Source organism: Neorhizobium sp. NPDC001467 (assembly GCF_050275975.1).
Lineage (GTDB): Bacteria > Pseudomonadota > Alphaproteobacteria > Rhizobiales > Rhizobiaceae > Neorhizobium.
Genome location: NZ_JBNNPS010000002.1, coordinates 656,613 through 677,870 on the forward strand (window position 1 = coordinate 656,613; position 21,258 = coordinate 677,870).

The 21,258-nt window shown below is 60.2% G+C and carries 21 protein-coding genes; 8 read left to right on the forward strand and 13 right to left on the reverse strand.

What is annotated here, in order from left to right; translation table 11 throughout:
* Position 1: 1 nt before the first annotated feature.
* From ACQKKX_RS07805 to ACQKKX_RS07825, 5 genes are all read right to left on the reverse strand, one after another.
* Entirely contained in the window at positions 2-1,045 is a 1,044-nt protein-coding gene (locus ACQKKX_RS07805; protein ID WP_427569968.1) for an HWE histidine kinase domain-containing protein, read from the reverse strand.
* Positions 1,046-1,246: 201 nt separating this feature from the next.
* The gene (locus ACQKKX_RS07810) at positions 1,247-1,528 is read right to left on the reverse strand and encodes a hypothetical protein (protein ID WP_427569969.1); all 282 of its coding nucleotides are present in this window, start codon (positions 1,526-1,528) and stop codon (positions 1,247-1,249) included.
* 24 nt (positions 1,529-1,552) lie between these two features.
* The gene (locus tag ACQKKX_RS07815; protein ID WP_427569970.1) at positions 1,553-2,098 is read right to left on the reverse strand and encodes a DUF4142 domain-containing protein; all 546 of its coding nucleotides are present in this window, start codon (positions 2,096-2,098) and stop codon (positions 1,553-1,555) included.
* Between the two features lie 19 nt (positions 2,099-2,117).
* Positions 2,118-3,224, reverse strand: a complete 1,107-nt coding sequence (locus ACQKKX_RS07820) for an alpha/beta hydrolase (protein WP_427569971.1) — start codon at positions 3,222-3,224, stop codon at positions 2,118-2,120.
* 35 nt (positions 3,225-3,259) lie between these two features.
* Positions 3,260-5,068: a YbhB/YbcL family Raf kinase inhibitor-like protein gene (locus ACQKKX_RS07825; protein WP_427569973.1), complete on the reverse strand. Its 1,809-nt coding sequence runs from the start codon at positions 5,066-5,068 to the stop codon at positions 3,260-3,262.
* A gap of 206 nt (positions 5,069-5,274) precedes the next feature.
* Between ACQKKX_RS07825 and ACQKKX_RS07830 the strand changes: the two genes are divergently transcribed.
* Positions 5,275-6,198, forward strand: coding sequence for an SDR family NAD(P)-dependent oxidoreductase (locus tag ACQKKX_RS07830; protein ID WP_427569974.1), 924 nt, complete (start codon positions 5,275-5,277; stop codon positions 6,196-6,198).
* A gap of 74 nt (positions 6,199-6,272) precedes the next feature.
* Here the strand turns inward: ACQKKX_RS07830 and ACQKKX_RS07835 are convergent, their stop codons facing one another.
* From ACQKKX_RS07835 to ACQKKX_RS07845, 3 genes are read right to left on the reverse strand one after another with little or no spacing between them, the layout of a single operon-like run.
* Positions 6,273-7,412 carry a mandelate racemase/muconate lactonizing enzyme family protein gene (locus tag ACQKKX_RS07835; RefSeq protein ID WP_427569975.1) on the reverse strand — a complete coding sequence of 380 codons (1,140 nt, stop codon included), beginning with the start codon at positions 7,410-7,412 and terminating at the stop codon, positions 6,273-6,275.
* Between the two features lie 13 nt (positions 7,413-7,425).
* On the reverse strand, positions 7,426-8,346 hold the full coding sequence (locus ACQKKX_RS07840) for a dihydrodipicolinate synthase family protein (protein ID WP_427569976.1): 921 nt from the start codon (positions 8,344-8,346) through the stop codon (positions 7,426-7,428).
* 1 nt (position 8,347) lies between these two features.
* Positions 8,348-9,058 carry a GntR family transcriptional regulator gene (locus tag ACQKKX_RS07845; protein ID WP_427569977.1) on the reverse strand — a complete coding sequence of 237 codons (711 nt, stop codon included), beginning with the start codon at positions 9,056-9,058 and terminating at the stop codon, positions 8,348-8,350.
* A 117-nt stretch (positions 9,059-9,175) separates the two neighbouring features.
* Between ACQKKX_RS07845 and ACQKKX_RS07850 the strand changes: the two genes are divergently transcribed.
* The 5 genes from ACQKKX_RS07850 to ACQKKX_RS07870 are packed head-to-tail and all read left to right on the forward strand — an operon-like array spanning position 9,176 to position 14,411.
* Entirely contained in the window at positions 9,176-10,765 is a 1,590-nt protein-coding gene (locus ACQKKX_RS07850; RefSeq protein WP_427569978.1) for an ABC transporter substrate-binding protein, read from the forward strand.
* Positions 10,766-10,791: 26 nt separating this feature from the next.
* Positions 10,792-11,853, forward strand: coding sequence for an ABC transporter permease (locus tag ACQKKX_RS07855; RefSeq protein WP_427569980.1), 1,062 nt, complete (start codon positions 10,792-10,794; stop codon positions 11,851-11,853).
* The gene (locus ACQKKX_RS07860; RefSeq protein ID WP_427569981.1) at positions 11,853-12,767 is read left to right on the forward strand and encodes an ABC transporter permease; all 915 of its coding nucleotides are present in this window, start codon (positions 11,853-11,855) and stop codon (positions 12,765-12,767) included. Before ACQKKX_RS07855 ends, ACQKKX_RS07860 begins: the two co-directional genes overlap by 1 nt.
* Positions 12,760-13,608: an ABC transporter ATP-binding protein gene (locus ACQKKX_RS07865; RefSeq protein WP_427569982.1), complete on the forward strand. Its 849-nt coding sequence runs from the start codon at positions 12,760-12,762 to the stop codon at positions 13,606-13,608. The genes ACQKKX_RS07860 and ACQKKX_RS07865 overlap by 8 nt, the downstream gene beginning before the upstream one ends.
* A gap of 8 nt (positions 13,609-13,616) precedes the next feature.
* A complete protein-coding gene (locus ACQKKX_RS07870) occupies positions 13,617-14,411 on the forward strand; it encodes an ABC transporter ATP-binding protein (protein ID WP_427570117.1) in 795 nt (264 codons plus the stop codon).
* Positions 14,412-14,420: 9 nt separating this feature from the next.
* On the opposite strand, the gene ACQKKX_RS07875 is transcribed toward ACQKKX_RS07870, so the two are convergent.
* Entirely contained in the window at positions 14,421-15,620 is a 1,200-nt protein-coding gene (locus ACQKKX_RS07875) for an MFS transporter (protein WP_427569983.1), read from the reverse strand.
* Positions 15,621-15,723: 103 nt separating this feature from the next.
* Here ACQKKX_RS07875 and ACQKKX_RS07880 point away from each other — a divergent pair, with 103 nt between their 5' ends.
* Complete coding sequence (locus tag ACQKKX_RS07880) at positions 15,724-16,632, forward strand: LysR family transcriptional regulator (protein WP_427569985.1); 909 nt, start codon at positions 15,724-15,726, stop codon at positions 16,630-16,632.
* Between the two features lie 141 nt (positions 16,633-16,773).
* On the opposite strand, the gene pcaF is transcribed toward ACQKKX_RS07880, so the two are convergent.
* The 3 genes from pcaF to ACQKKX_RS07895 form a co-directional block, all read right to left on the reverse strand.
* Positions 16,774-17,979 carry a 3-oxoadipyl-CoA thiolase gene (gene pcaF, locus ACQKKX_RS07885; protein ID WP_427569987.1) on the reverse strand — a complete coding sequence of 402 codons (1,206 nt, stop codon included), beginning with the start codon at positions 17,977-17,979 and terminating at the stop codon, positions 16,774-16,776.
* Between the two features lie 66 nt (positions 17,980-18,045).
* A complete protein-coding gene (locus ACQKKX_RS07890) occupies positions 18,046-18,744 on the reverse strand; it encodes a 3-oxoacid CoA-transferase subunit B (RefSeq protein ID WP_427569988.1) in 699 nt (232 codons plus the stop codon).
* Positions 18,741-19,463: a 3-oxoacid CoA-transferase subunit A gene (locus ACQKKX_RS07895; RefSeq protein ID WP_427569990.1), complete on the reverse strand. Its 723-nt coding sequence runs from the start codon at positions 19,461-19,463 to the stop codon at positions 18,741-18,743. Before ACQKKX_RS07895 ends, ACQKKX_RS07890 begins: the two co-directional genes overlap by 4 nt.
* A gap of 142 nt (positions 19,464-19,605) precedes the next feature.
* Here ACQKKX_RS07895 and ACQKKX_RS07900 point away from each other — a divergent pair, with 142 nt between their 5' ends.
* Positions 19,606-20,367 (forward strand): IclR family transcriptional regulator domain-containing protein, encoded by a 762-nt coding sequence (locus tag ACQKKX_RS07900; RefSeq protein ID WP_427569992.1) that lies wholly within the window; start codon positions 19,606-19,608, stop codon positions 20,365-20,367.
* A 61-nt stretch (positions 20,368-20,428) separates the two neighbouring features.
* On the opposite strand, the gene ACQKKX_RS07905 is transcribed toward ACQKKX_RS07900, so the two are convergent.
* Positions 20,429-21,256: a shikimate dehydrogenase family protein gene (locus tag ACQKKX_RS07905; protein ID WP_427570118.1), complete on the reverse strand. Its 828-nt coding sequence runs from the start codon at positions 21,254-21,256 to the stop codon at positions 20,429-20,431.
* Positions 21,257-21,258: the final 2 nt, after the last annotated feature.

Sequence of the window (21,258 nt, forward strand, 5' to 3'; positions counted from 1 at the left end):
CTCAGTTCTCCACCATTCCAGCCGCTTCCAGGTCGCAATCGATCTCGAATATGAGGCCTGTCGGGTGGTATTGCATTTTCGCGTCTCCGCGGAAGTAAGATTTCAGTGAGCGCTCGATCATGGTCGAGCCGAAACCACGCCTGGTCGGAGCGACGACGGGCGGGCCACCGATCTCCTGCCAACGCAGATAGAGGCGGGGAACCTCGTCAACGGGTTCAATGGACCATGTAAGCTCGATCCGGCCATCCTCGTTCGAGAGTGCCCCATATTTAGCCGCGTTGGTGGCAAGTTCGTGGAGCGCCAGGGCAAATGCCAGTGCGCCCTTTGAATTAAGCGTCATGGCGGGACCGTCCACCCTGATCCGTTTGCCAATATCGCTGTGAGGGCCAAGCACCTTTTCTATCATCGCGATCATGTCGGCGGAGGCCCAGGAGCTTGCCGTCAGCACCGTCGTGGCATTCCCCAGCGCAACCAGGCGGGCAGACAAGGCCGAGTTTGCCGCGTTCAGATCGGTGGCCTGGCGCAGGGTTTGCGAAACAACGGATTGTACCACCGCCAGAACGTTCTTGAGGCGATGGCTCAGTTCCTCATTCAATAGGTGTTGCTGGGTTTCGGCCTGCCGCAAGTCCTCGTTCATCTCTGCATGCTGTTCTGCCAGCTTACGGTACCGCGCGAACGCATATCGAAGCTCTGCCGCCAACCACGCCAAGCCTGCTGTCACCACGAGAAACAGAAAGCTTCCAGCCCATTGTGGTCCCGAAAGCAGGAATGGCGCAGCCCGGTCCATGATCGTTATCGCAGCCACGAGGGTCGAGAGTGCGCTTGCATAGAGCCCTGCCCCTCGCCCGAGGACGAGGCCGCACAAGACGATCACCGGAATGAAAAAAAGCCATGGCAACAGGGACGTTACAAATAGACTCCTGAAAACTCCGACAATCACGACGGCGACCGAGACGATCAAAAACCGTCCGAGTGGGGATATGGTGTATTGAAGAGACCAGTCCAGAAAACGGTCCATTGACAGCACTGATTTCGTCTGCGGCATTCGTGGACCATCGTTTTGGCTCATGATGTCCAACTAGCGCCGCGCGAGACATCATCAACAGACGTTCTCGTTTTTCGTTGCTATTGCGCATGATATTCCCAGTCCTACACGGCGCTGGGCCCGCGTCTGGGCGCCAGGGTCCGTCCGGTCGGCCAGCGGGTCGAGGCCGCCAGTCGATCCGGTTGAGGACCCCTGAAGTGATCAGGTGAGTTTTCCCACCAGCTGTGCATAATCCGAAAAGTTGAAGCTCTCATCGCGCTGGGCGGCCTGATTGGCGAGATGCAGAACCCTGATCGGGAAAAGCTTGGCGGACTGGTTGGCTTCAGAGAGGTTCGATGGTGCCGCCATCCGAACGCCATCTTCCGCGCGGGCCAAAGCGGCAGTGACCTCCTGATGCGTGAACAATCCCTTGTCGACGGCCATCTTGGTGAGCTCGGCCACCGCCATGACCAAACCTTCAAGCTGCAGGTTTGCCGTATTCATTGCTGTCCTCCGGACTCAACCGACTTAGCGCGCCGAGATAAGCATTTTGACATGGGCCATATGCGTTTCGAGGCTGGGCAAGGTCTCCTTTGCAAAACCGACGACCGACTGATCGTCGCCAGATCCCGCATATGTACGGAAAATGCCGATTGCTTCCATGTGAGCCTGGGCCTGCATATCGAGATAAAGGGTATCGAAGTCCTTGCCGTTCGCTGCCTGAAGCTGGTCCAACATCTTCTGATGCTTCGGCGACAAGTCCGCCGGCATTGCAAGGTCAACGCCTTTCCCCTTGAGCACTGCCTGTAGCTTCTCGCCTGCCTTTTTGTGGTCGGCGATGATCATCTTGGCGGCGTCCTTCAGATCCGATGCCTCAGCCTTTTCAAGAGCCAGCTCGCTTGACCTGATCTCGAAGTCATTGGCGCTGGGCACGACCCGGACAAAAGTCGCGCGGTCCATCACCATCATGGGAGCGGCATCGCCTGCAGGTTTCGGCTTCATGGCTTCAGCCAGGACCGGCTGGCAGGCGAACATGAGTGACGCAGTTGCAAGCGTATAAAGCGTGATTTTCATCGGATGTTCCTTCGCAAGGTTACTTCGTGGCTGCAAATGCGTTGACAAGATCGGCGTTTGCGGCGTCGACGGTGGCCTTCGCCTTGTCGATCACTTTGCCCATCCCGAAGAATTCATGGGTTACCCCTTCAACGTCGATGAGGTTGACCGTGACACCTGCCGCCTTCATCTTCTCGGCATAGGCTTGTCCTTCGGAACGAAGTGGATCGATCTGCGCAGTCACGACAGTTGCCGAAGGAAGGCCGTCCAGATCCGATCGGCCGACAAGGTTGATACGGGGATCGGCCGTCTCGTCTTTCGATTTGAAGACATGCGATACAAACCAATCCATGTCGGCCTTGCCCAACGGTGCGGCATTCGCATTTTCCTGGTAGGAAACGGTGTTCATGTCATTGCCGGCAATCGGATAAACCAGAAGCTGGTAGACCGGCATGGTCGTTTTCTTCTCTTTCGCCATCAGCGCGACGTTTGCCGCGAGATTGGCGCCGGCGCTTTCACCGGCAACGGCGATCCGCTCGGAATCGCCATTGAGCATATGGATGTTCTCGACAGTCCAGACGTAAGCCGACCAGGCGTCATTATGCTGAGCAGGGAACTTGCTTTCTGGAGCGTGATGGTAGTCGGCGGAGACGACGATCGCCTTGGAGCCGAGCGCAAGGGCACGGGGCGTGGCATCGTATGCGTTGATGTCACCGACCACCCAGCCGCCGCCATGGAAGTAGAGAACGACCGGGAAAGGTCCCTCGCCCTCAGGAATGTAAACGCGAGCGGGCAATGCGCCGGCCGGGCTCGGGATGGAGATGTCTTTTGTCGCGACCTTCGCTTCAGGGAATGGCGAGATCTTCCTGTCCCGTTGCACGGTTCGCGCCGCGTCCGCAGCACTTGCCTGGATGCGCGCCTCCGGTACGTCCAAGGTCGCGAAGGGCTTGGCTTGGAGGGCCTTCAGGGCGTCAAGAACCGATTGCATCTGTGCGTCCGGCTTGGCCTGCTGATGCTCCCCCGATTGCTGTGCCGATGTCGCGGGTTGCGGTGCGGCGGGTTGTTGCGCCGAAGTGATGCCGGCCGTCGACGAAAGCAGAAGGAGTGCAAGGCTAGCGGCGCGTAGGGTCGAATTCGAAATAGGCATTCTGTGTTCCTCGGATTGAACGGAGATGATTTGCCTCACTGCTTCGGCGGTTCGATCTTCTGCTGGTACAGTCCCACCAGCTCTCCCTTGCCGATCACGTGGCCGGAAATGGCCGCGAGCAGCGCCTCCCGGTCCGCCGTTGGCGGGATATCGAGGAGGGAATCGAGCGCGAGCACCTGGAAATGGTAATGGTGCGCCTTATCGCCGACGGGAGGCTTCGGCCCGAAATAGCCATGGGTGCCGGAGCTGTTGCGACCCTGAAGCACGCCTTCGGGTTCGACCAGCCGCAGTTGCTCCTGCAGACCTTCCGGCAGGCTCGTCACCGTGCCGGGAATATTCCAGGCAAGCCAGTGAACGAACGGCTTAATGGGTGAGGAATCCGGGTCCTCCATGATGATCGCGTAGGAGGCGGCCTCAGGAACCGCGCTCCAACGAATGGCCGGCGACACGCCGTCGGCATATTCGCTGTGCTTCATCGGGATGGCAGCGCCGGTCTCAAAGGCATCGGACTGTACCGTGACCTTGCCTTTGCCGTCGGTCTCCGGTCGATCCAGCGCCAGCGGAACGCCGACACCCTTCTTTGCCTGAGCCTCCATGACGTCTGCAGGCGCGGGCGTTGCAGAAGCAGCTTTTTCAGCATCCCCGGAATAGGCAATGCGATAGATGACGCCGTTTGCGTCATCGGCCATCAGAAGCGCGCCATCCTTGGCGACCGCCAGACCGACTGGACGCGCGAAATGGGTCTTGCCGCCGTCGGTCAGAAAGCCGGTAAGGAACGGTTCGATTGTTTTGGGCTGACCATTTTCAAAGTGAACCCGAACGATCTCGTAGCCCGATGCCGGGTTTCGGTTCCATGATCCGCGCATAGTGGCGAATGCATCGCCGGCATACTCGGCTGGAAACGATGATCCGGTGTAGAATTTGAGCTGCATCGGTGCGGCATGCGCCGTATAGCCGATGACCATCGGCTCGCTCTGGTCGCGCCATTGCTCCTTGGTCAGGCCGCCAACAGGCGTCGACTGCGGGTAAATGTCTCCGGAACCGAAGACATGAGGCCATCCGTATTGCTTGCCCTGCTCAAGCCGATTGAGCTCCTCGGCCTGGACTTCGTCGCCCAACAGATCGATCCCGTGATCGAGACCCCAGAGTTCCCCGGTCTGCGGCTGCCAGTCGAATCCGATCGTGTTGCGCAAGCCCGAGGAGAAAATGGTACGGCTTTTCCCATCGGGTGTCGCTCGAAGAACCGTTGCATTCTCGGCATTGCTTTCGTTGCAGGCGTTGCAGGTCGATCCGACGCTGATATACAGCATCCCGTCAGGGCCGAAGGCCATGACCCGGTTTGGATGCTGGCCAGCGTCCGGAAGATCGCCAATGATCAGCTCGAGGGGACCAAGGGTGCCGTCATCCTTGATGTCGGCCACGAAAACCTCTTTGACCGTCACCAGATAAAGCTTGTTATCCTTGATTGCCAGACCATGAGCCTGGGCTCGCGCCGCCACCTGAACGGGGGCCGCGTCCGCTTTTCCGTCAGCATCCTCGTCCTTCAGGAGAAGAACGTCGCCCTCTTCGCGCCGGCTGACATAGACAAAGCCTTTGTCCGAGACCGCAATAATACGGCTGTTCCCAAGTCCCTGGGCGAAGGGCTCTACCGAAAAGCCATCAGGAAGCTTGAGTTGACCAATTCGGTCGCTGGTCGGCGCCACCTTGTTCGGCTTGAATACATTCGTCGTGATCTGAACTTCGGTGCCATCACCCTGTTGGGCGAAAGCAACACCGCACGAAAGTAAAGCCGTCGCGACGGACGCGACGGCAGTAAACCTGTTGATCATCAGAAAATCCTCCATTCCGCTGACCACGCAACAGGCGGAGAGTGAATTCGTTCCTTAGGGAAGCCGGTTAAAATCCTTGATCAGTATTTAGACCCCCGATCCCTGCATTCTTGAGGGTCGCGCGGGGTCAAGGGAGCGCTCGTCTGACACCTCTGCGAGGATCCGGATGGAACTACCCGCGATATCCCGGCATTCATGTGACAAACAATCGGAGATTTTACATGAGCGCTCGCCCTGATAATCTACGTGGCCTGGTTGTAGTCGTCGTCGGAGCCTCGAGCGGCTTTGGCCGCGGCGCGGCCATAAAACTTGCGGCAGAAGGCTCTTCTGTTGTCATTGCCGCCCGCCGCAAACATATGCTCGACGAGATGGTGTCCGAGATCGAGAATGCGGGCGGAACGGCCCTTGCTGTCGAGGCGGATGTCTCTGATCCTGCGCAGGTCTCCGCTATTACAGAGGCGGCCATCGATCGGTTCGGAAGGATCGATGTGTGGATCAACAATGTTGGCGTTGGAGCTATCGGGTATTTTTGGGATATCCCGATCGAGGATCACTCTCGCCTCGTCGACGTGAACCTGAAAGGTCTGATCTACGGTGCGCATGCCGCACTCCGCCAGTTCGTGGAACAGGGCTATGGAACCCTGATCAATACGGGATCAATCGATAGCGAAGTGCCGCTGGCGCTGCAGAATACCTATGCAGCGACGAAGGCCGGCGTTTTGAGCTTGAGCCGCTCCCTCAACGAAGAATTGCGGCTGGCGGAGATGGAAGACATCAAAGTCGGCACGATCATGCCCTGGGCGGTCGACACACCGTGGTGGACCCATGCCGCGAACTATACCGGCCATGAGCCGCGCATGGCGATGATGGATGATCCCGAAATCGTTGTCGATGCGATCGTCAGGTCGTGCCTTACCCCCAAAGAAGAGCGCCCGGTGGGATGGAGAGCCAAAGCTTCCGACATGTCCCATCACCTGATGCCGGACCTCACGGAACGCATGTCGGCGAATATCGCGAAGAAAGAATCGGACCGCGGCGATGGAAAGGTCATCCACACGGGTGCCATCTACGAACCGATGCTCGACGGCATGGGGATGGATGGCGGGATCAGAGCCCGCATGAAACGTGAGGACGCGGCACGTTAGAGAGCGGAGCCGACCCGTGCCCGCAGTTGAAACGCGGGCAGTGGGAGTGCCGCCCGCGGACGGCACTCCTTGGATCATGGATACGCGGTCGCCCCATCCGGTTTGCGCGTGACCTTGCGTTCCCAGTGAATGTAGTCATCCGTCGCCAAGACCTTTTCGTCGATCTCGATGCCCCAGCCGGGTCGGTCCGGGCGAAGCTCCATATGGCCGTCGACCGGCATGTAGGGATCGAGCGCCCAGGGCGCATGCACATGCGGCTTGAACTCCAGGACCTGGAAATTCGGCTGCGCCGCGCAGAAATGCACATTGACGGCGGTTGCCAGCGGACCCATCGGGTTATGCGGTGCAACCGTGACGTAATGCGCCTCCGCGATCGTTGCGATACGCCGCATTTCCGAAACGCCACCGACCACGCAGATATCCGGCTGGATGATATCGGCGCCCTGATTGGTGAGCAGGTTGAGGAATTCAAAGCGGTTGTAGAGTGATTCACCGGTGGCAAGCGGTACGTTTACCTTCGACTTCAACTCCTTCCACGCCGGGATATGCTCCGGACGGATCGGCTCCTCATAGAAGAGAGGATCGTTCGGCGCGATGGCGGCAGCGAGCTGCACCGCCTTGTAGGGTTCGAAAATCTTGGCATGCGCATCGAAGGCGAACTCGAAATGCGAAGGGGTGATTTCGCGGATGCGTCCGAACCAGTCCCCCGTTTCCTTCACCAGCTCGCCCCAGCGACCGGAATGCAGGTCGCGGCGATAGGGGCTAAGCTTGAACGCCGTGTAACCGTAATCCTCATTGAGTTGCTGGGTCTGCTCAAGCACCTGTTCAGGGTCCGGCGCTGTATAGACGCCGCAATAGACCCGTACCCGATCCCGCACGCTGCCGCCGAGCAGCATATAGACGGGCAGCCCCGCAGCCTTGCCGGCGATATCCCACAATGCGTGATCGATCGCGGAAATCGCGGCAAGGCCGAGGGCTCCGGGAGGAAAGCGGCACTGCTGGTTGAGCTTCAGGACGAGAAATTCGACGCGGCGCGGGTCTTCACCTTCGATCTGGTGGAAGAGATAGTCGAGAAGCGGCGGCAGCGCCCAGTCCGGGCCGTGATTGTAGCATTCGCCCCAACCCGAAATGCCTTCGCTGGTCTCGATCTTCAAAAGCAGGCGCGGACGGTCGTCCACACGCTGCATATAGGTCTTGATACCGGTAATATGCACGTCTTGTCTCCGATCAGGCGGCCAGGACTTCGGCCTTGACGCGATCGACGATGGCGCGAAGCGTCGTTCGCTCTTCCTCGTTCAATGCGACAACACCCGGCAGGCGCACCGGTCCGACATCGTTGCCGAGCATGCCGAGCGCTTCCTTGACGACGGTGACATTGGCACCGTTGTTGTATTTCGTGCGCAGCGCTTCAAAACCTGCAATCGGATCGATCAGGGCGCGGGCGCTGGCATAATTCCCGTTTTCGAGTGCCTGATGGATGGCATGCGAACGTTCCGGGAAAACGTTCACGAGACCAGACGTAAAACCTTTTGCGCCCATGGCGTAGAAGGCAGGCGCCCAGCCTTCGGCAAGACCGCAGACCCAGATGGCCGGCGCGTCGGCAGTCGCCCGGATGACTTCGGAAAGAAGCATGAGGTTGGACGAAGCAAACTTGATGCCCGCGATATTCGGATGCAGGGCCAGCTTGCGGAAATCGGCAACGGAAAAACTGTCGCTGCGCACATAGGCGATGACCGGGACGGTCGAGAAATCGGCAAGTTCGAGGAAATAGCCGGCCTGATAGGAGGGTCCTGCAAACGGGTCCATCGGATGGTGGCCCATGATTGCGTCGGCGCCGGCGGCAATGGCGTCCTTCGCCAGCGCCTTGGCTTCCGTCAGTGAACGGCCGACGGCGGCGCTCACGAGCGCGTTGCCCGCAGCCGCCTCGATGGTCACGGCGTGCACTTCGCGCACTTCATCCATCGTCAGCGTGAAGAATTCACCCGTATTTCCGGCGGCCATCAGGTTGTGAACCTGGGCATCGGCAAGAACCTTGATGAGCGTTTTCAGTTTCGCGGTATCGATTGCGCCATCGCCCTTGTAGGGTGTAACCGGCACGCCGGAGATCCCGGTCAGCGCCTTCCTCACAGCCTGAAGTTTGTCACTCACGTCAAATGTCTCCCTCTTTTCTGAAAACGATGCCGAGATACGTGTCGCCAGAACGGACAACGTGATCACGCATGGTGCGCTCGGCCTTGTCGGCGTCTCCGGCGGCAATCGCATCCGCAATGGCGACATGTTCATCGAGCGCCTTTTGACGCTCGGCCGGGTCCAGATGGATGACGCGGCGGATGCTCGCGTCATAAAACTGCTGGCGTTCGATCAGCTTGGAAAGGTAACCGCATTGCGAACTGCGGTGGATATGATCGTGGAACCTCTCGTTGAGCGCGATCAGACTGTCCGCATCGCCCGAGGCCGTTGCCTCTTTCATCCGGCCGGCGATCGCCTGAAGCTCGGCCCTGCTCTTCTCATCGACGCGTTTGGCGGCGAGATGCGCGATCATCGATTCGAGCGCCGCACGCGCAAGGATCATTTCCTCCGCCCACGAACTGCTAAACCTTATGATGACGCCACGCCGGGGAAGAGCCTCGACCAGACCTTCGGTCTCCAGCTGGCGCAGCGCCTCCTTTATCGGCGTCGTGCTGACCCCGAACTGCTCTGCGAGATTGCGCTCATTGATCTTCTGTCCCGTCGCGAACCGTCCCGAAATGATCGCGCTGCGCATGGCGCGATGCACGTAATCGCGCACCGTGACCTGGAAACTGGCATCGATTTTTTCAAACTCGGCATTGCCTGAACTGGGCAGGTCTGCAGCGGCCATTTTTCGAAAATCCGTTGACGAGCATTAATTTGTGTGAAACTTGATATATCAGATTTGAAATTCATGTCGATACGGAAATTTCGATATGGCGAGGTTGAGGAGCCTTGGGAGGCTGATATGAAAACACTCAAGCGCGCATTGCTGGCATGCGCCATGACGGCCGTGGCACTGGGACCCGCCGTGGCTGCAACCCCGAAAGACCAGTTGGTCATCGCTATCATGATGACGACCATGCGCGGTCTCGACCCGCACGAAATCAACCAGCTGGAAGCAGCCGAAGTCGTCGCCAATCTCTACGATCGCCTGATCTCCTTGCCGCCGGACGACATCACCAACCCGCAGCCATCCCTGGCCGAAAGCTGGACGGTTTCGGACGATGGAAAGACGTTCACGTTCAAGATCCGTCAGGGCGTCACCTTTCATTCGGGCAATCCTGTCACGGCTCGCGACGTCGAATGGTCGCTGCATCGCTTGGTCAAACTCGGACTGGCACCCTCTACCGATCTGCGCCAATGGGGATTTTCGGCCAAGAATGTCGACCAGCTTATCCGCGCGACCGATGATCAGACGCTCGTTCTTGAGACGCCCGAGGTCTGGAACCCCAACCTCATCCTCTATTCGCTTGCCAGCTTCTCCACGTCGATCGTCGACAGCAAATTTCTGGCGACCAAGGAAAAGGACGGCGATTGGGCGCGAAACTACCTTCAGACGGCAGATGCCGGCTCTGGGCCTTATTCGCTCGTCACATGGCGTTCCAACCAGTTGCTGATCGCCGATGCGTTCAAGGATTACTGGAGGGGCGAACCCGCCATGAAACGTGTCTACATGGGACACGTGCCGGAATCCTCGGCTCAACGGCTGCAGATCGACGCCGGTGACGTGGATGTGGCCACCCGCCTGTCGTCGACGGATCTGTCCGGCCTTGAAAGAGATGGCAAGGTAACGGTCCAGAAAGTGCCGGGTTTCGGCTTCTACTATCTGGCGCTCAACCAGAAGGACGAGATACTTTCTAACCCCAAGGTGCGTGAAGCTTTCCGCTACCTCATCGATTACGACGGTCTCGCCGCCTCGGTGATGAAATATTACGGGATCAAGCAGCAGACCATCATTCCGGACGGACTGCCGGGCGCTTCCACCGAGATGCCCTACAAGATGGACGTCGACAGGGCCAAGCAGTTGCTGGCGGAAGCCGGCTACCCCCAAGGGTTCTCGAAAGTTTATTTCGCGCAGCCCGGCACACCGGAATCGGAATTGGGCATCTCCCTTCAAAACAGCGCCGCCAAGGCCGGCATCAAGCTCGACCTGCAGATCGGTGACCAGATCGGCAAGTTCCGGGCTCGTCAGTTCGAACTGTTCTCCTCGCGAACAGGCGAACGGCTGCCGGATCCCCATGCGGTCCTTCAATCCTATGCCACCAACGCCAACAATGCCGATGATGCCAAGCTTGCAGGTCTGGTCGCCTGGCGCTCCGCCTGGGATGTGCCCAAGGAGATCCAGAACATGGTCACCGCCGCGGCGCATGAGACCGATCAGGAAAAGCGCGATGAGCTTTATGCGCGCATCAACGAAGCCTATCTCCGGTCCTCGCCGGCACTCGTCACATCATTCCAACGCACCGACCCGAAAGCGGTCCGCAACGAGGTCAAGGGTTATGTCGGGCACCCGACCTGGCTCACCCGCTGGGACACCGTGACCAAGGGCGAGTGACGCCAGAAAATTTCAAGGACAGTGGTATGAGCATTACCCCGACCGTCGAGGCCGCGCCGAGCAGGAAATCGCCATTTCCAAAGGCTGCCGCCAAGATTGCAACATCCTTTGTCGTGATCCTGACAACACTGCTTGGACTGATGATGATCACCTTCACGGTTGGTCGCATGGTGCCCGCCGATCCCGTGATCGCGGTGATTGGTGACCAAGCGGATCAGGCTACCTATGACCGCGTCTACAAGGAGATGGGTCTCGACAGGCCGATCTACGTGCAGTTCGGCAATTACCTGAACGATGTCGTTCACCTTGATTTCGGTCAGTCGATCATCACCAAGCAGCCGGTTTCCAGGGACCTTGCCCGCGTTTTCCCGGCGACCATAGAACTCGCTACCCTTGCGACCATCATCGGCGCGGGTCTTGGTATCCCGCTGGGTGTCATTGCAGCCGTGCGCAAGGGCACATGGGTGGATCACCTCGCCCGCGTGGTCGGCCTTCTGGGATATTCCACACCGATCTTCTGGCTCGGCACGATCGTCATCCTCGTCTTCTACGCCTATCTCGGCGCAATTCCGCCGGGTGGTCGTATCTACCTGTATGACGAAGGCATCGTGCAGGCGCGCACCAACTTCATCCTGATCGATTCCGCACTGGGCGGTCACTGGAACGTCTTCTGGAGCGCGCTTCATCACATCATCGCCCCGGCCGTCATCCTCGGTTACGCATCGATGGCCTATCTCAGCCGCATGACGCGCAGCTTCATGCTGGAGCAGCTTCGTCAGGAATATATTCTGACGGCGCGTGCCAAAGGTCTCGGACAACGGCCGATCGTCTGGCGCCATGCGTTTCGCAATATCCGCGTCCAGCTCCTGACAGTGATCGCGCTGGCCTATTGCGGCCTGCTTGATGGCACGGTTTTGATCGAAACCGTTTTCGCCTGGCCGGGCCTCGGCTCCTACCTCACGTCGGCGCTCTTTTTCGCCGACATGAACGCCGTGCTCGGCAGCGTGCTTCTGATTGGCATCATTTCGATCGCCATCAACCTGCTCTCCGACATCGTCTATCGCTTCATCGATCCGAGGACCCGCTAATGGCCAAGTCCGGTACTTTTTCCAACCTGCATGACTGGCTGATCAGCGAGGACTTCACCTCGGCACGACAGGCCCGCCTGCACAGTGCCTATCTTGGCTGGCTGAGCCTCGTTGCCAATCCGCTCGCCTTCGCCGGTTTTGCGGTTGTCCTTCTGCTCATTATCGTCGCCGCGTTGGCGCCGGTCATCGCGGCGCACGATCCCTTTGCGCAGGATTTCCTGATGGCGCTCAAGGCGCCGTCGGCGACACACTGGTTCGGTACCGACGAATTCGGACGTGATGTGTTTTCGCGGCTTGTCTATGGCGCCCGCACCACGCTCTACATCACCATTCTCGTCACGGTCATCGTCGCTCCCATCGGTTTCGTGATCGGGGCAACGGCCGGTTACCTCGGCGGCTGGGTCGATGTCGTGCTGATGCGCATCACCGACATATTCCTCTCCTTCCCGAGCCTTGTCCTGGCGCTGGCGTTTTCGGCGGCTCTCGGTCCCGGCATCGAAAACGCCGTCATTGCCATCGCGCTCACCGTCTGGCCGCCGATTGCGCGTCTGGCGCGTGCTGAAACGCTGACGTTTCGCCATGCCGATTTCGTCATTGCCGCCGAACTTCAGGGTGCCGGCGTGGGCAGAATCCTGCTGCGCCATATCGTGCCGCTTTGCGCACCGTCGATCATCGTGCGCCTGACGCTCAACATGTCGAGCATCATCCTGACGGCGGCCGGTCTCGGTTTTCTTGGCCTTGGCGCCCAGCCTCCGATGGCGGAATGGGGTGCAATGGCCGCTTCCGGCCGCCAGTACCTTCTCGACGCCTGGTGGCTGACGACGGTTCCGGGCATTGCGATCCTGACTGTCAGCCTTGCCTTCAACCTGCTCGGCGACGGGCTGCGCGACATCATGGATCCCCGCAATGGCTAATATATCCGACACCATTCTGACGGTCGAAAACATGTCCGTCGAGTTCCCGACGCTCTCCGGCGTCACCACCGCCGTGCGTGACGTATCCTTCTCGGTCGGCCGCGAAAAAATCGGCATTATCGGCGAATCCGGTTCCGGCAAAAGCACGACCGGCCGCGCCATCATGCGCCTTCAGCCGCCCCAGGCGATCGTCAAGGCCAGCCGCATGCAGTTCGAGGATATCGACCTGATGGAGGCGAGCGAAGAGGAAATGCGCTCCATTCGTGGACGGCGCATCGCCATGATCCTGCAGGATCCGAAATATTCGCTCAACCCGGTCATGACCGTGGGGGAGCAGATTTCCGAGACGGTGATCCTGCACGAACAAGCCACGCCGAAAGCGGCACGCAGCCGCACGCTTGCCATGCTGGAACGCGTCAATATCCGTGACCCGGAACGGGTGTTCGATCTCTACCCGCACGAAGTCTCCGGCGGCATGGGGCAGCGCATCATGATCTCTATGATGCTGATCGCCCAGCCATCGCTGATCATCGCCGACGAGCCGACCTCGGCGCTCGATGTGACGGTGCGCCAACAGGTTCTCTCCATCCTCGACGACCTCGTGGTGGAGCGCAATATCGGCCTGCTCTTCATCAGTCACGACCTCAATCTGGTGCGCAGTTTCTGCGACCGCGTCATCATCATGTATGCCGGACGCGTCGTCGAGACGATTGCCGCAGCCGATCTGGATCAGGCCAAACACCCCTATACCCGCGGTCTTTTGAACGCCCTGCCGAGCCTTGACCATCCGAAAGACAGGCTGGAAGTTCTGCGTCGCGATCCGGCATGGTTGGAGAACTGAACATGACGATGATCAAAGCCCATCATCTGGCCGTGTCCTACGGACAGGGCGACACGGCCCTCAAGGTCGTGAAGGACGTTTCTTTCGAAGTCGCGAAAGGCGAGACCTTCGGTCTTGTCGGCGAAAGCGGCTGCGGCAAGTCCACCATTCTCGGCGCGCTTGCCGGCCGCAACAAGCAGTGGACCGGCTCGATCGAGATCGACGGCGAGACGATCGGCCAGAAACGCACCCGGGCGCAACTTGCCAGGCAGCAACTGGTGTTCCAGGACCCGTTCGGCTCCATCCACCCGCGCCACACGATCGGGCGCACGCTGCTGGAGCCACTGGAAATCCATGGCAAGGATCGCCGGCAGGAGCGCATCGAAAAAGTACTCACCGATGTCGGCCTGCCGCTCAATTTCCGATACCGTTATCCCCACCAGCTTTCCGGCGGCCAGCGGCAGCGTGTGGCAATTGCCCGGGCGCTCATCCTCGAACCGGAAATCCTGCTGCTGGATGAGCCGACGTCTGCGCTCGACGTGTCCATTCAGGCGGAAATTCTGAACCTGCTGAAAGACCTGCGGGAGCGTCAGAAACTGACCTATCTCCTCGTCAGCCATGATCTCGCGGTCGTCGCGCACCTCTGCGATCGTGTGGCGATCATGCAGAGCGGTGGATTTGTCGAGATCGCCACAAAGCGGCAACTCCTCGAAAACACGGTAGAGCACCCCTATACGCGCGTTCTGATGGACGGAAGTCGCGGTTATGTGGTGGCCGGGCGAGACCAATCCGCGCGTCGCCCGGAGCCATCGACGCCAGCATAGGGACCGCGCTCAGCCGGCTTTCTCGACATTGCGCAGCTGGCTGACAAACCAGGTCACGAGAACGGCGGCCAGCGCGATCGCCGCAGCGACATATCCGAGGGAACCGAGACCCCAGTTCTCGATCACGGCTCCTCCGATGATCGCGCCCAAGCCGATCCCGGCATTGGCCATGGACACGTTCAGCGTTCCGGCGAGCGCCTGTGCGTGGCTGGCCGCTTTCATGACGCGCACCTGGCAGATCGGGTAGAGTGCCGTATTGGCGATCCCCCAAACGCCGAGAGCCGTGGCCAGAAGGGCATGGGAAAAGCTCAGCGGTACGCTCAAAATCATGCCGACGGCAAGAACGAGGCATCCGATGGCGGTTGCCGCGAGCGGACCGCGCCCGACGAAGTGACCGCCGAGCCAGTTGCCGACCAGACCCAGAACCCCGAAGCCCATCAGCCACCAGCCGACCTGCGCTGACGGGATGAGGGCAATCCTTTCGAGCATATCGGCGAGATAGGTGTAGGCGGTGAACATGGCGGTAAAGACAAGGACCGACAGGACGATGTTGCCAAGGAAGAAGGGATCTCTCAGGATCCGCGCCTGATGACCCGCGCTGACCTTCTTCGGTTTATCGATCGCGGGCATCACCAGGAGAAGGAGGAAGGCCATAAGGAGCGACAGGCCGGCCAGAAGCCAGAAAGTGCCGCGCCAGTTCAATGCGTCCGCGGCGAGCGTGCCGAGAGGAATGCCGAACACCATCGCTGCTGCGATCCCCATATAGACCTGTGAAATCGCCTTGGCGCTGCGCTCCTGCCCAACCAGCTCTGCGGCAGTCTCACTGGCGGTTCCCCAGAAAACCGGAAGAGCAAGGGCGGGGATAAACCGACCAAGCGCCAAGATCCAGATATTCGGCGCGACTGCCGCCAGGGCATTCGATCCCGCAAAAACGACGAGGATGAATACGAAAAGGCGCTTGCGCTCGATGTGCGAAAGCATGGCAGTCAGGAAGGGGCCTGCCAGCATGACCGTGAAGGCAAACAGCGTGACCAACTGTCCTGCCGTCGAAACCGATACGTTCAAGTCACGCGAAAGCGTCGGAAGAAGACCGACGATGATGAATTCGGTGGTGACGATGATGAAGGCGGACACGGCAAGCAGGAGGACTGCCAAAGGCGCGTTCGCTCTGCGCTCGCCAGCCAAGGGGGTGGTTGTTTCGATACTCATACAATGACTCCGGATTTCACCGCACTCCTACGCGCGACATTCACTCTCGTCACGCGGCAAAAATTCCGATAGGACTGGACGTAATTTCCAGAATGGGTCGATTATGCTGCCGATCGAACGGTTGAGGGGAATAGAGGCCTTCGTACAGGCGGCGGCAACAGGCAGCTTTACCGCAGCGGGCAAGCGCCTGAACCTGACGAATTCGGCCATCGGCAAGAGCGTCGGTCGCCTAGAGATGCGCCTCGGCCGCAAGCTGTTCGAGCGCAGTACACGCCGCCTCGAACTGACGGATGCCGGGGCCGCCTTCTACGCGACCTGCGTTCGTGTGCTTGCGGACCTCGCTGACGCGGAAGCGGTGCTGGCAGCGCATGAAAGCGAGCCTGTCGGTCGCCTCCGGATCAACCTGCCGGTGGCGCTTGGGCATCTGCAGGGGACGAGATTGATCCTCGATCTGGTGGAGAGGCATCCAAAGCTGACCCCGGAGCTCGTCTTCACCGACCGCTTTGTTGACCTCGTCGACGAAAGGGTGGATGTCGCGGTTCGTTTGACACCATCTCAGGAATGGCCGGCATCGCTGGGCAGACAGTATCTGGGAACGGAACGCCTGATCTTCTGCGCGGCGCCTTCCGTACTGGAACGCGAAGGATGTCCGCGCTCCATCGACGATCTGTTGAAGACCGGCGCGGTGCTCTATGGGCGATCGGACGGAAGCACGACGCCCTGGCGTATCGCGCATAGCGACGGATTGGTCGAGGCACGGCCCGTCCAGGCCCGTATCATTCTTGGAAGCGCCGAGGCGCAGGTCCGCGCTGTCCAGGCGGGGCTCGGCTATGCCCAGCTTGCAACCTGGCTGATCCGCGATGAGCTGGACAAAGGCGAACTGGTCCAGGTACTTCCGGAAATGGAGACTGATGGTCTCCCCGCTCACCTCATCTGGATGCGAAACCGCGAACTCAGCCCAAAGCTTAACGTCGTCATAAAGGCATTCGCGGCGGGGCTCCAGATAAGCTGAGCAGAAGTCGCTTGGCGTCCTGCCCAGGCTTGCTCGACCTTCACCGTTCCGTGCAGGTGCACATCGCCTCCAGCACCCTGACATGTTCAATGCGTCTTTTGGTGTCCCGGACACCCCGCCCGTGGGTCTCGCACCGGCCGCTCAAGCGCGCTCCAAGGCCACGGCGATCCCCTGCCCGACGCCAATGCACATGGTGGCAAGCGCGTGGCGGCCGTAGCCGAGCGACAGTTCGAGCGCGGCTGTGCCGGTGATGCGTGCGCCGGACATGCCCAGCGGGTGCCCGAGCGCGATCGCTCCCCCATTGATATTGAGCCGCGGATCGTCGTCGGCGACCGCCAGTTCACGCAGCACAGCCAGCCCTTGCGAGGCAAAGGCTTCGTTGAGTTCGATCACGTCGAACTGTTCCTGCGTCATCCCCAAGAGGGCCATCAGCTTTTGCGATGCGGGAGCCGGACCCATGCCCATGACGCGTGGGGCAACGCCCGCGGTTGCACCAGCCATGATCCGGGCCATCGGTGTCAGACCATGTTTCCTAGCCGCCGCCTCCGAAGCGATGATAAGCGCGGCCGCTCCGTCATTGACCCCCGATGCGTTGCCGGCGGTGACCGTGCCGCCTTCCTTCTTGAAGGGTGTCGAAAGCTTCGCCAGCGCCTCCATCGTCGTGGCGCGCGGATGTTCGTCCCTGGTGACGACGATCGGCTCGCCCTTGCGTTGGGGAATGGTTACCGCCACGATCTCCTGCGCCAGCCGGCCGTTCACCTGAGCTTCGGCCGCTTTGGTCTGAGATCGAAGGGCGAAGGCATCCTGATCCTGGCGCGACACGGCGTAGTCTTCGGCAACGTTCTCGCCCGTTTCCGGCATGGAATCGACGCCGTACAGCCTTTTCATCAGCGGGTTGACGAAACGCCAGCCGATCGTCGTGTCATGGATTTCCGCGTGGCGCGAGAACGCGGTCTCGGCCTTGGGCATGACGAGAGGCGCGCGGCTCATGCTTTCGACGCCGCCGGCAATCATCAGTTCGGCTTCGCCGGCCTTGATGGCGCGTGCGGCGGTGATGACCGCGTCCATGCCCGAACCGCATAGTCGGTTGATTGTGGTGCCGCCAATCGACGCGGGCAGACCGGCCAGAAGCAGCGACATGCGGGCGATGTTGCGGTTGTCCTCGCCCGCCTGGTTGGCGCAGCCATAGACCACATCGCTGACCGCCTCCCAGTCGACGGACCTGTTGCGCTCCATGAGGGCCTTGAGCGGCAAGGCACCGAGATCATCGGCCCGAACGGCCGACAGGGCGCCGCCGAAGCGGCCGATCGGGGTGCGGATATAATCACAGATGAACGCGTCTGCCATGCAATGCTCCTGAAAGCTTGAGGACCCGGGCGACGATCGCCGCCGGCGGATATCGTGGTTTGGCCCTTACGGGACGACGAGGTCTGCCACCTCACCGTCACTGTGAAGCGCCGCGCCGGTAATCGCCTGCAGATCCGCGATACTCATGCCACGCAGCTTTTCGCGCAGGACGAAGCGGCCGTCGACGATATCGATCACCGCGTGGCTGGTGAAAACGCGTGTCACGCAGGCAATTCCCGTTAGAGGAAAGGTGCAGGTCTCGACCAGCTTGGGATCGCCATTCTTTGCCACATGTTCAGTGATGACGAAGACCTGCTTGGCACCGTGAACGAGATCCATGGCACCGCCGACGGCCGGCACGCCCTTCGAGCCGACCCGCCAGTTGGCAAGATCGCCGTTCTGCGAAACCTGCAGCGCGCCAAGGATCGCTACGTCGAGATGCCCGCCGCGCACCATGGCAAAACTGTCTGCATGATGAAAAAAGGCGGCACCGGGCTTCAAGGTCACGGCCTTCTTGCCTGCATTGATCAGGTCCCAGTCCTCGCGCCCCGGTTCCGGCGCATCGCCGAAATCCAGAACGCCGTTTTCGGTATGAAAAATAGCCTGCCGGCCCGGCGGCTGGTAACGCGCCACCATTTCCGGAATGCCGATGCCGAGGTTCACATAGGCACCGTCGCCGACATCCTGTGCGGCACGCCACGCCATCTGGGCGCTCGAAAGCCTGATATCGTCGAAAGTTGCAGCGGTTGGAATGTGCTCGCTCATGCGTAAATCCCCCCTTCGTAACGAAGGCCGGCGCGGATCATCACCTCTTCCTGCTGCGGATCGGAAATCTCGACGACGCGATTGACAAAAATCCCCGGGGTGACGACGTGTTCGGGATCGATGCCCCCCGGCTCTACCAGGCGCGAAACCTGTGCGATGGTCGTCTGTGCTGCCATGCACATCAGCGGGTTAAAATTGCGCGCAGCCTTGTTATAGGTGAGGTTGCCGTGGGTATCACCGATCTGCGCCTTGACGATCGCGAAATCCGCCTTCAGCCAACGCTCCTGCACATAATGCCGGCCATCGAACGTCGCGACCGGCTTACCCTCCGCGAGTTCAGTGCCGTAAGCGGTCGGCGTATAAAAAGCCGGGATACCGGCGCCACCGGCCCGGATCCGCTCGGCAAGCGTACCCTGCGGCACCAATTCCAGCTCGATTTCGCCGGCGAGATATTTCTCCGTGAAAGCGCGCGGATCGGAAGATTTCGGAAACGAACAGATCATCTTGGCGACCATACCGGCATCGATCATCGCCGCTATGCCGATCCTGCCGTTCCCGGCATTGTTGTTAATCACGGTCAGGTTCCTGGGGCGCCTGTCTATCAGGGCATGAATGAGTTCGATCGGCGCGCCCGACCCGCCAAAACCGCCGATCATCACCACCGCGCTGTCGCCGATACCCGATATTGCTTCCGCCGCGTTCCCCCAACTCTTATCCATACCGCCTCCCAGTATCTGCATCCGTCAAGGCTCGTTGTGGCCTTTGAAACCTCTAAAGTAGACCTAGCGCCGAGGCTGCTCGACCTCAACCAATTTGTGCGATATGTTCGCTTTGTTACATTATCGCACAGAGAGGTTCGACATGCCGGTCCAGCAGAAGGATATGATGGGCGGCCTTGCCAAGGGACTGCGGGTCATCGAAGCCTTCACTTCGGAAACGCCGCGGCTGAGCATTTCGCAGGTTGCCGAGATCGCAGGCCTTGATCGGGCAACGGCTCGCCGCTGCCTGCTAACGCTTTCGGAGCACGGATACTGCGCCTACGATGGCAAGTTCTTCACGGTCACGCCGCGTGTCCTGCGACTGGGTACCGGTTGCCTCGCCTCCATGCCACTTCCCCGTATCGTCCAGCCATGGCTTGACCAGCTTTCCGAACGGATTGGCCAGAGCAGCTCCCTCGCCATCCTCGATGGTGCTGAAATCGTGTACGTGGCACGGGCGGCGCAGCGGAAGGTGATGTCGATTGCGCTCATGCCAGGTTCACGGCTTCCGGCCCATTGCACCAGCATGGGGCGCATCATGCTGGCAGCACTTGCCGAAGACGAGGCTCGTGACCTGCTACGCGAACACCCTCCTGGCGCCAGAACCTCACATACGCTTCGAGACATGGACGCGGTGATGGCTGAACTGGCGCGCGTGCGAACGCAAGGTTATGCTGCCGTCGATCAGGAAGTGGAACTCGGCCTACGGTCGGTTGCCGTGGCGGTCAGAAATGCACGGGGCGTCGTGGTTGCAGCGCTGAACACCGGGCTTGCAGCCTCGCCGGAGCCCATGGAGGATGTCGTCAAGGCCTACCTCCCGCCACTTCGCCAAGTCAGCGACGAACTTCGAGCGGTTCTCGCATGACGTTTCTCAGCGGCACGCCCCAGAGATCGAGACCGGGAAATCCGAACAGATGCTACCTGCCTTACAGTCTGGCGAGGGCGCGAAGTTCGTCCGCTGTAGTGATCGGAAGACCGAAAAACTCGAGATAGGCGGGAATCTGTTCGAACAGCATGTCGGTTCCGACCTGATAATCGCAGCCGCGCGCGCGGGCGGCCGCCAGAAACGGCGTTATCTCCTTGCTCAGCACGACTTCGCCCGCAAAGGCCGATGGTGTCATTCTGGACACGTCGAATGGTAACGGGTCGTCCTCATTCATGCCGAGCGGCGTCGCATTGATCACGATGTCATATCCGGTAGGATCGGCAAGGTCGATGATGACCTTGAGGGCCGGGTAATGCTTGCGCAGCCGATCGGCGAGGCCATGAAGCATGATGGCGGAAGGATCGGAGATCGCCAGTTCCCGGATGCCGGATCTGGCCAGCGACGCGGCGATCGCGGAGCCTACGCCCCCGGCACCGGCAATGATCGCCTTGCTTCCCCTTATCGTGCGGCCGCGGCGCAATAGCCCGCGCACGAAACCCTCGCCATCGAACATGTCGCCACTCAGCCTGCCGTCTGGCGTGAGCCTGACGGCGTTGCAGGCACCGGCGACCTGCGCGCTCGTGGAAACCTCGTCCAGGAGCGTCATCGTGGTGATCTTGTGGGGCATGGTGATCAACGCACCGTGAATGTTGGAAAGGCGGAACACTTGCTTGAGAAACGCCGGGTAATCTTCCGGACGGCATCCCATCGGCACGACCACCACGTCGATCTCGTTCTTTTCGAAATACGGGTTATAGATCAACGGCGCCTTGAACGAGTGCGTCGGATAACCGAGATGGACGATGAGTTTGGTGTGGCCGCTAATCATCG

Excerpts from the sequence above, each read along its gene's own strand:
- ACQKKX_RS07805 (WP_427569968.1), bottom strand. The coding sequence starts at position 1,045 with ATGCCGCAGACGAAATCAGTGCTGTCAATGGACCGTTTTCTGGACTGG.
- ACQKKX_RS07810 (WP_427569969.1), bottom strand. The coding sequence starts at position 1,528 with ATGAATACGGCAAACCTGCAGCTTGAAGGTTTGGTCATGGCGGTGGCC.
- ACQKKX_RS07815 (WP_427569970.1), bottom strand. The coding sequence starts at position 2,098 with ATGAAAATCACGCTTTATACGCTTGCAACTGCGTCACTCATGTTCGCC.
- ACQKKX_RS07820 (WP_427569971.1), bottom strand. The coding sequence starts at position 3,224 with ATGCCTATTTCGAATTCGACCCTACGCGCCGCTAGCCTTGCACTCCTT.
- ACQKKX_RS07825 (WP_427569973.1), bottom strand. The coding sequence starts at position 5,068 with ATGGAGGATTTTCTGATGATCAACAGGTTTACTGCCGTCGCGTCCGTC.
- ACQKKX_RS07830 (WP_427569974.1), top strand. The coding sequence starts at position 5,275 with ATGAGCGCTCGCCCTGATAATCTACGTGGCCTGGTTGTAGTCGTCGTC.
- ACQKKX_RS07845 (WP_427569977.1), bottom strand. The coding sequence starts at position 9,058 with ATGGCCGCTGCAGACCTGCCCAGTTCAGGCAATGCCGAGTTTGAAAAA.
- ACQKKX_RS07850 (WP_427569978.1), top strand. The coding sequence starts at position 9,176 with ATGAAAACACTCAAGCGCGCATTGCTGGCATGCGCCATGACGGCCGTG.
- ACQKKX_RS07855 (WP_427569980.1), top strand. The coding sequence starts at position 10,792 with ATGAGCATTACCCCGACCGTCGAGGCCGCGCCGAGCAGGAAATCGCCA.
- ACQKKX_RS07860 (WP_427569981.1), top strand. The coding sequence starts at position 11,853 with ATGGCCAAGTCCGGTACTTTTTCCAACCTGCATGACTGGCTGATCAGC.
- ACQKKX_RS07865 (WP_427569982.1), top strand. The coding sequence starts at position 12,760 with ATGGCTAATATATCCGACACCATTCTGACGGTCGAAAACATGTCCGTC.
- ACQKKX_RS07870 (WP_427570117.1), top strand. The coding sequence starts at position 13,617 with ATGATCAAAGCCCATCATCTGGCCGTGTCCTACGGACAGGGCGACACG.
- ACQKKX_RS07875 (WP_427569983.1), bottom strand. The coding sequence starts at position 15,620 with ATGAGTATCGAAACAACCACCCCCTTGGCTGGCGAGCGCAGAGCGAAC.
- ACQKKX_RS07880 (WP_427569985.1), top strand. The coding sequence starts at position 15,724 with ATGCTGCCGATCGAACGGTTGAGGGGAATAGAGGCCTTCGTACAGGCG.
- pcaF (WP_427569987.1), bottom strand. The coding sequence starts at position 17,979 with ATGGCAGACGCGTTCATCTGTGATTATATCCGCACCCCGATCGGCCGC.
- ACQKKX_RS07890 (WP_427569988.1), bottom strand. The coding sequence starts at position 18,744 with ATGAGCGAGCACATTCCAACCGCTGCAACTTTCGACGATATCAGGCTT.
- ACQKKX_RS07895 (WP_427569990.1), bottom strand. The coding sequence starts at position 19,463 with ATGGATAAGAGTTGGGGGAACGCGGCGGAAGCAATATCGGGTATCGGC.
- ACQKKX_RS07900 (WP_427569992.1), top strand. The coding sequence starts at position 19,606 with ATGCCGGTCCAGCAGAAGGATATGATGGGCGGCCTTGCCAAGGGACTG.
- ACQKKX_RS07905 (WP_427570118.1), bottom strand. The coding sequence starts at position 21,256 with ATGATTAGCGGCCACACCAAACTCATCGTCCATCTCGGTTATCCGACG.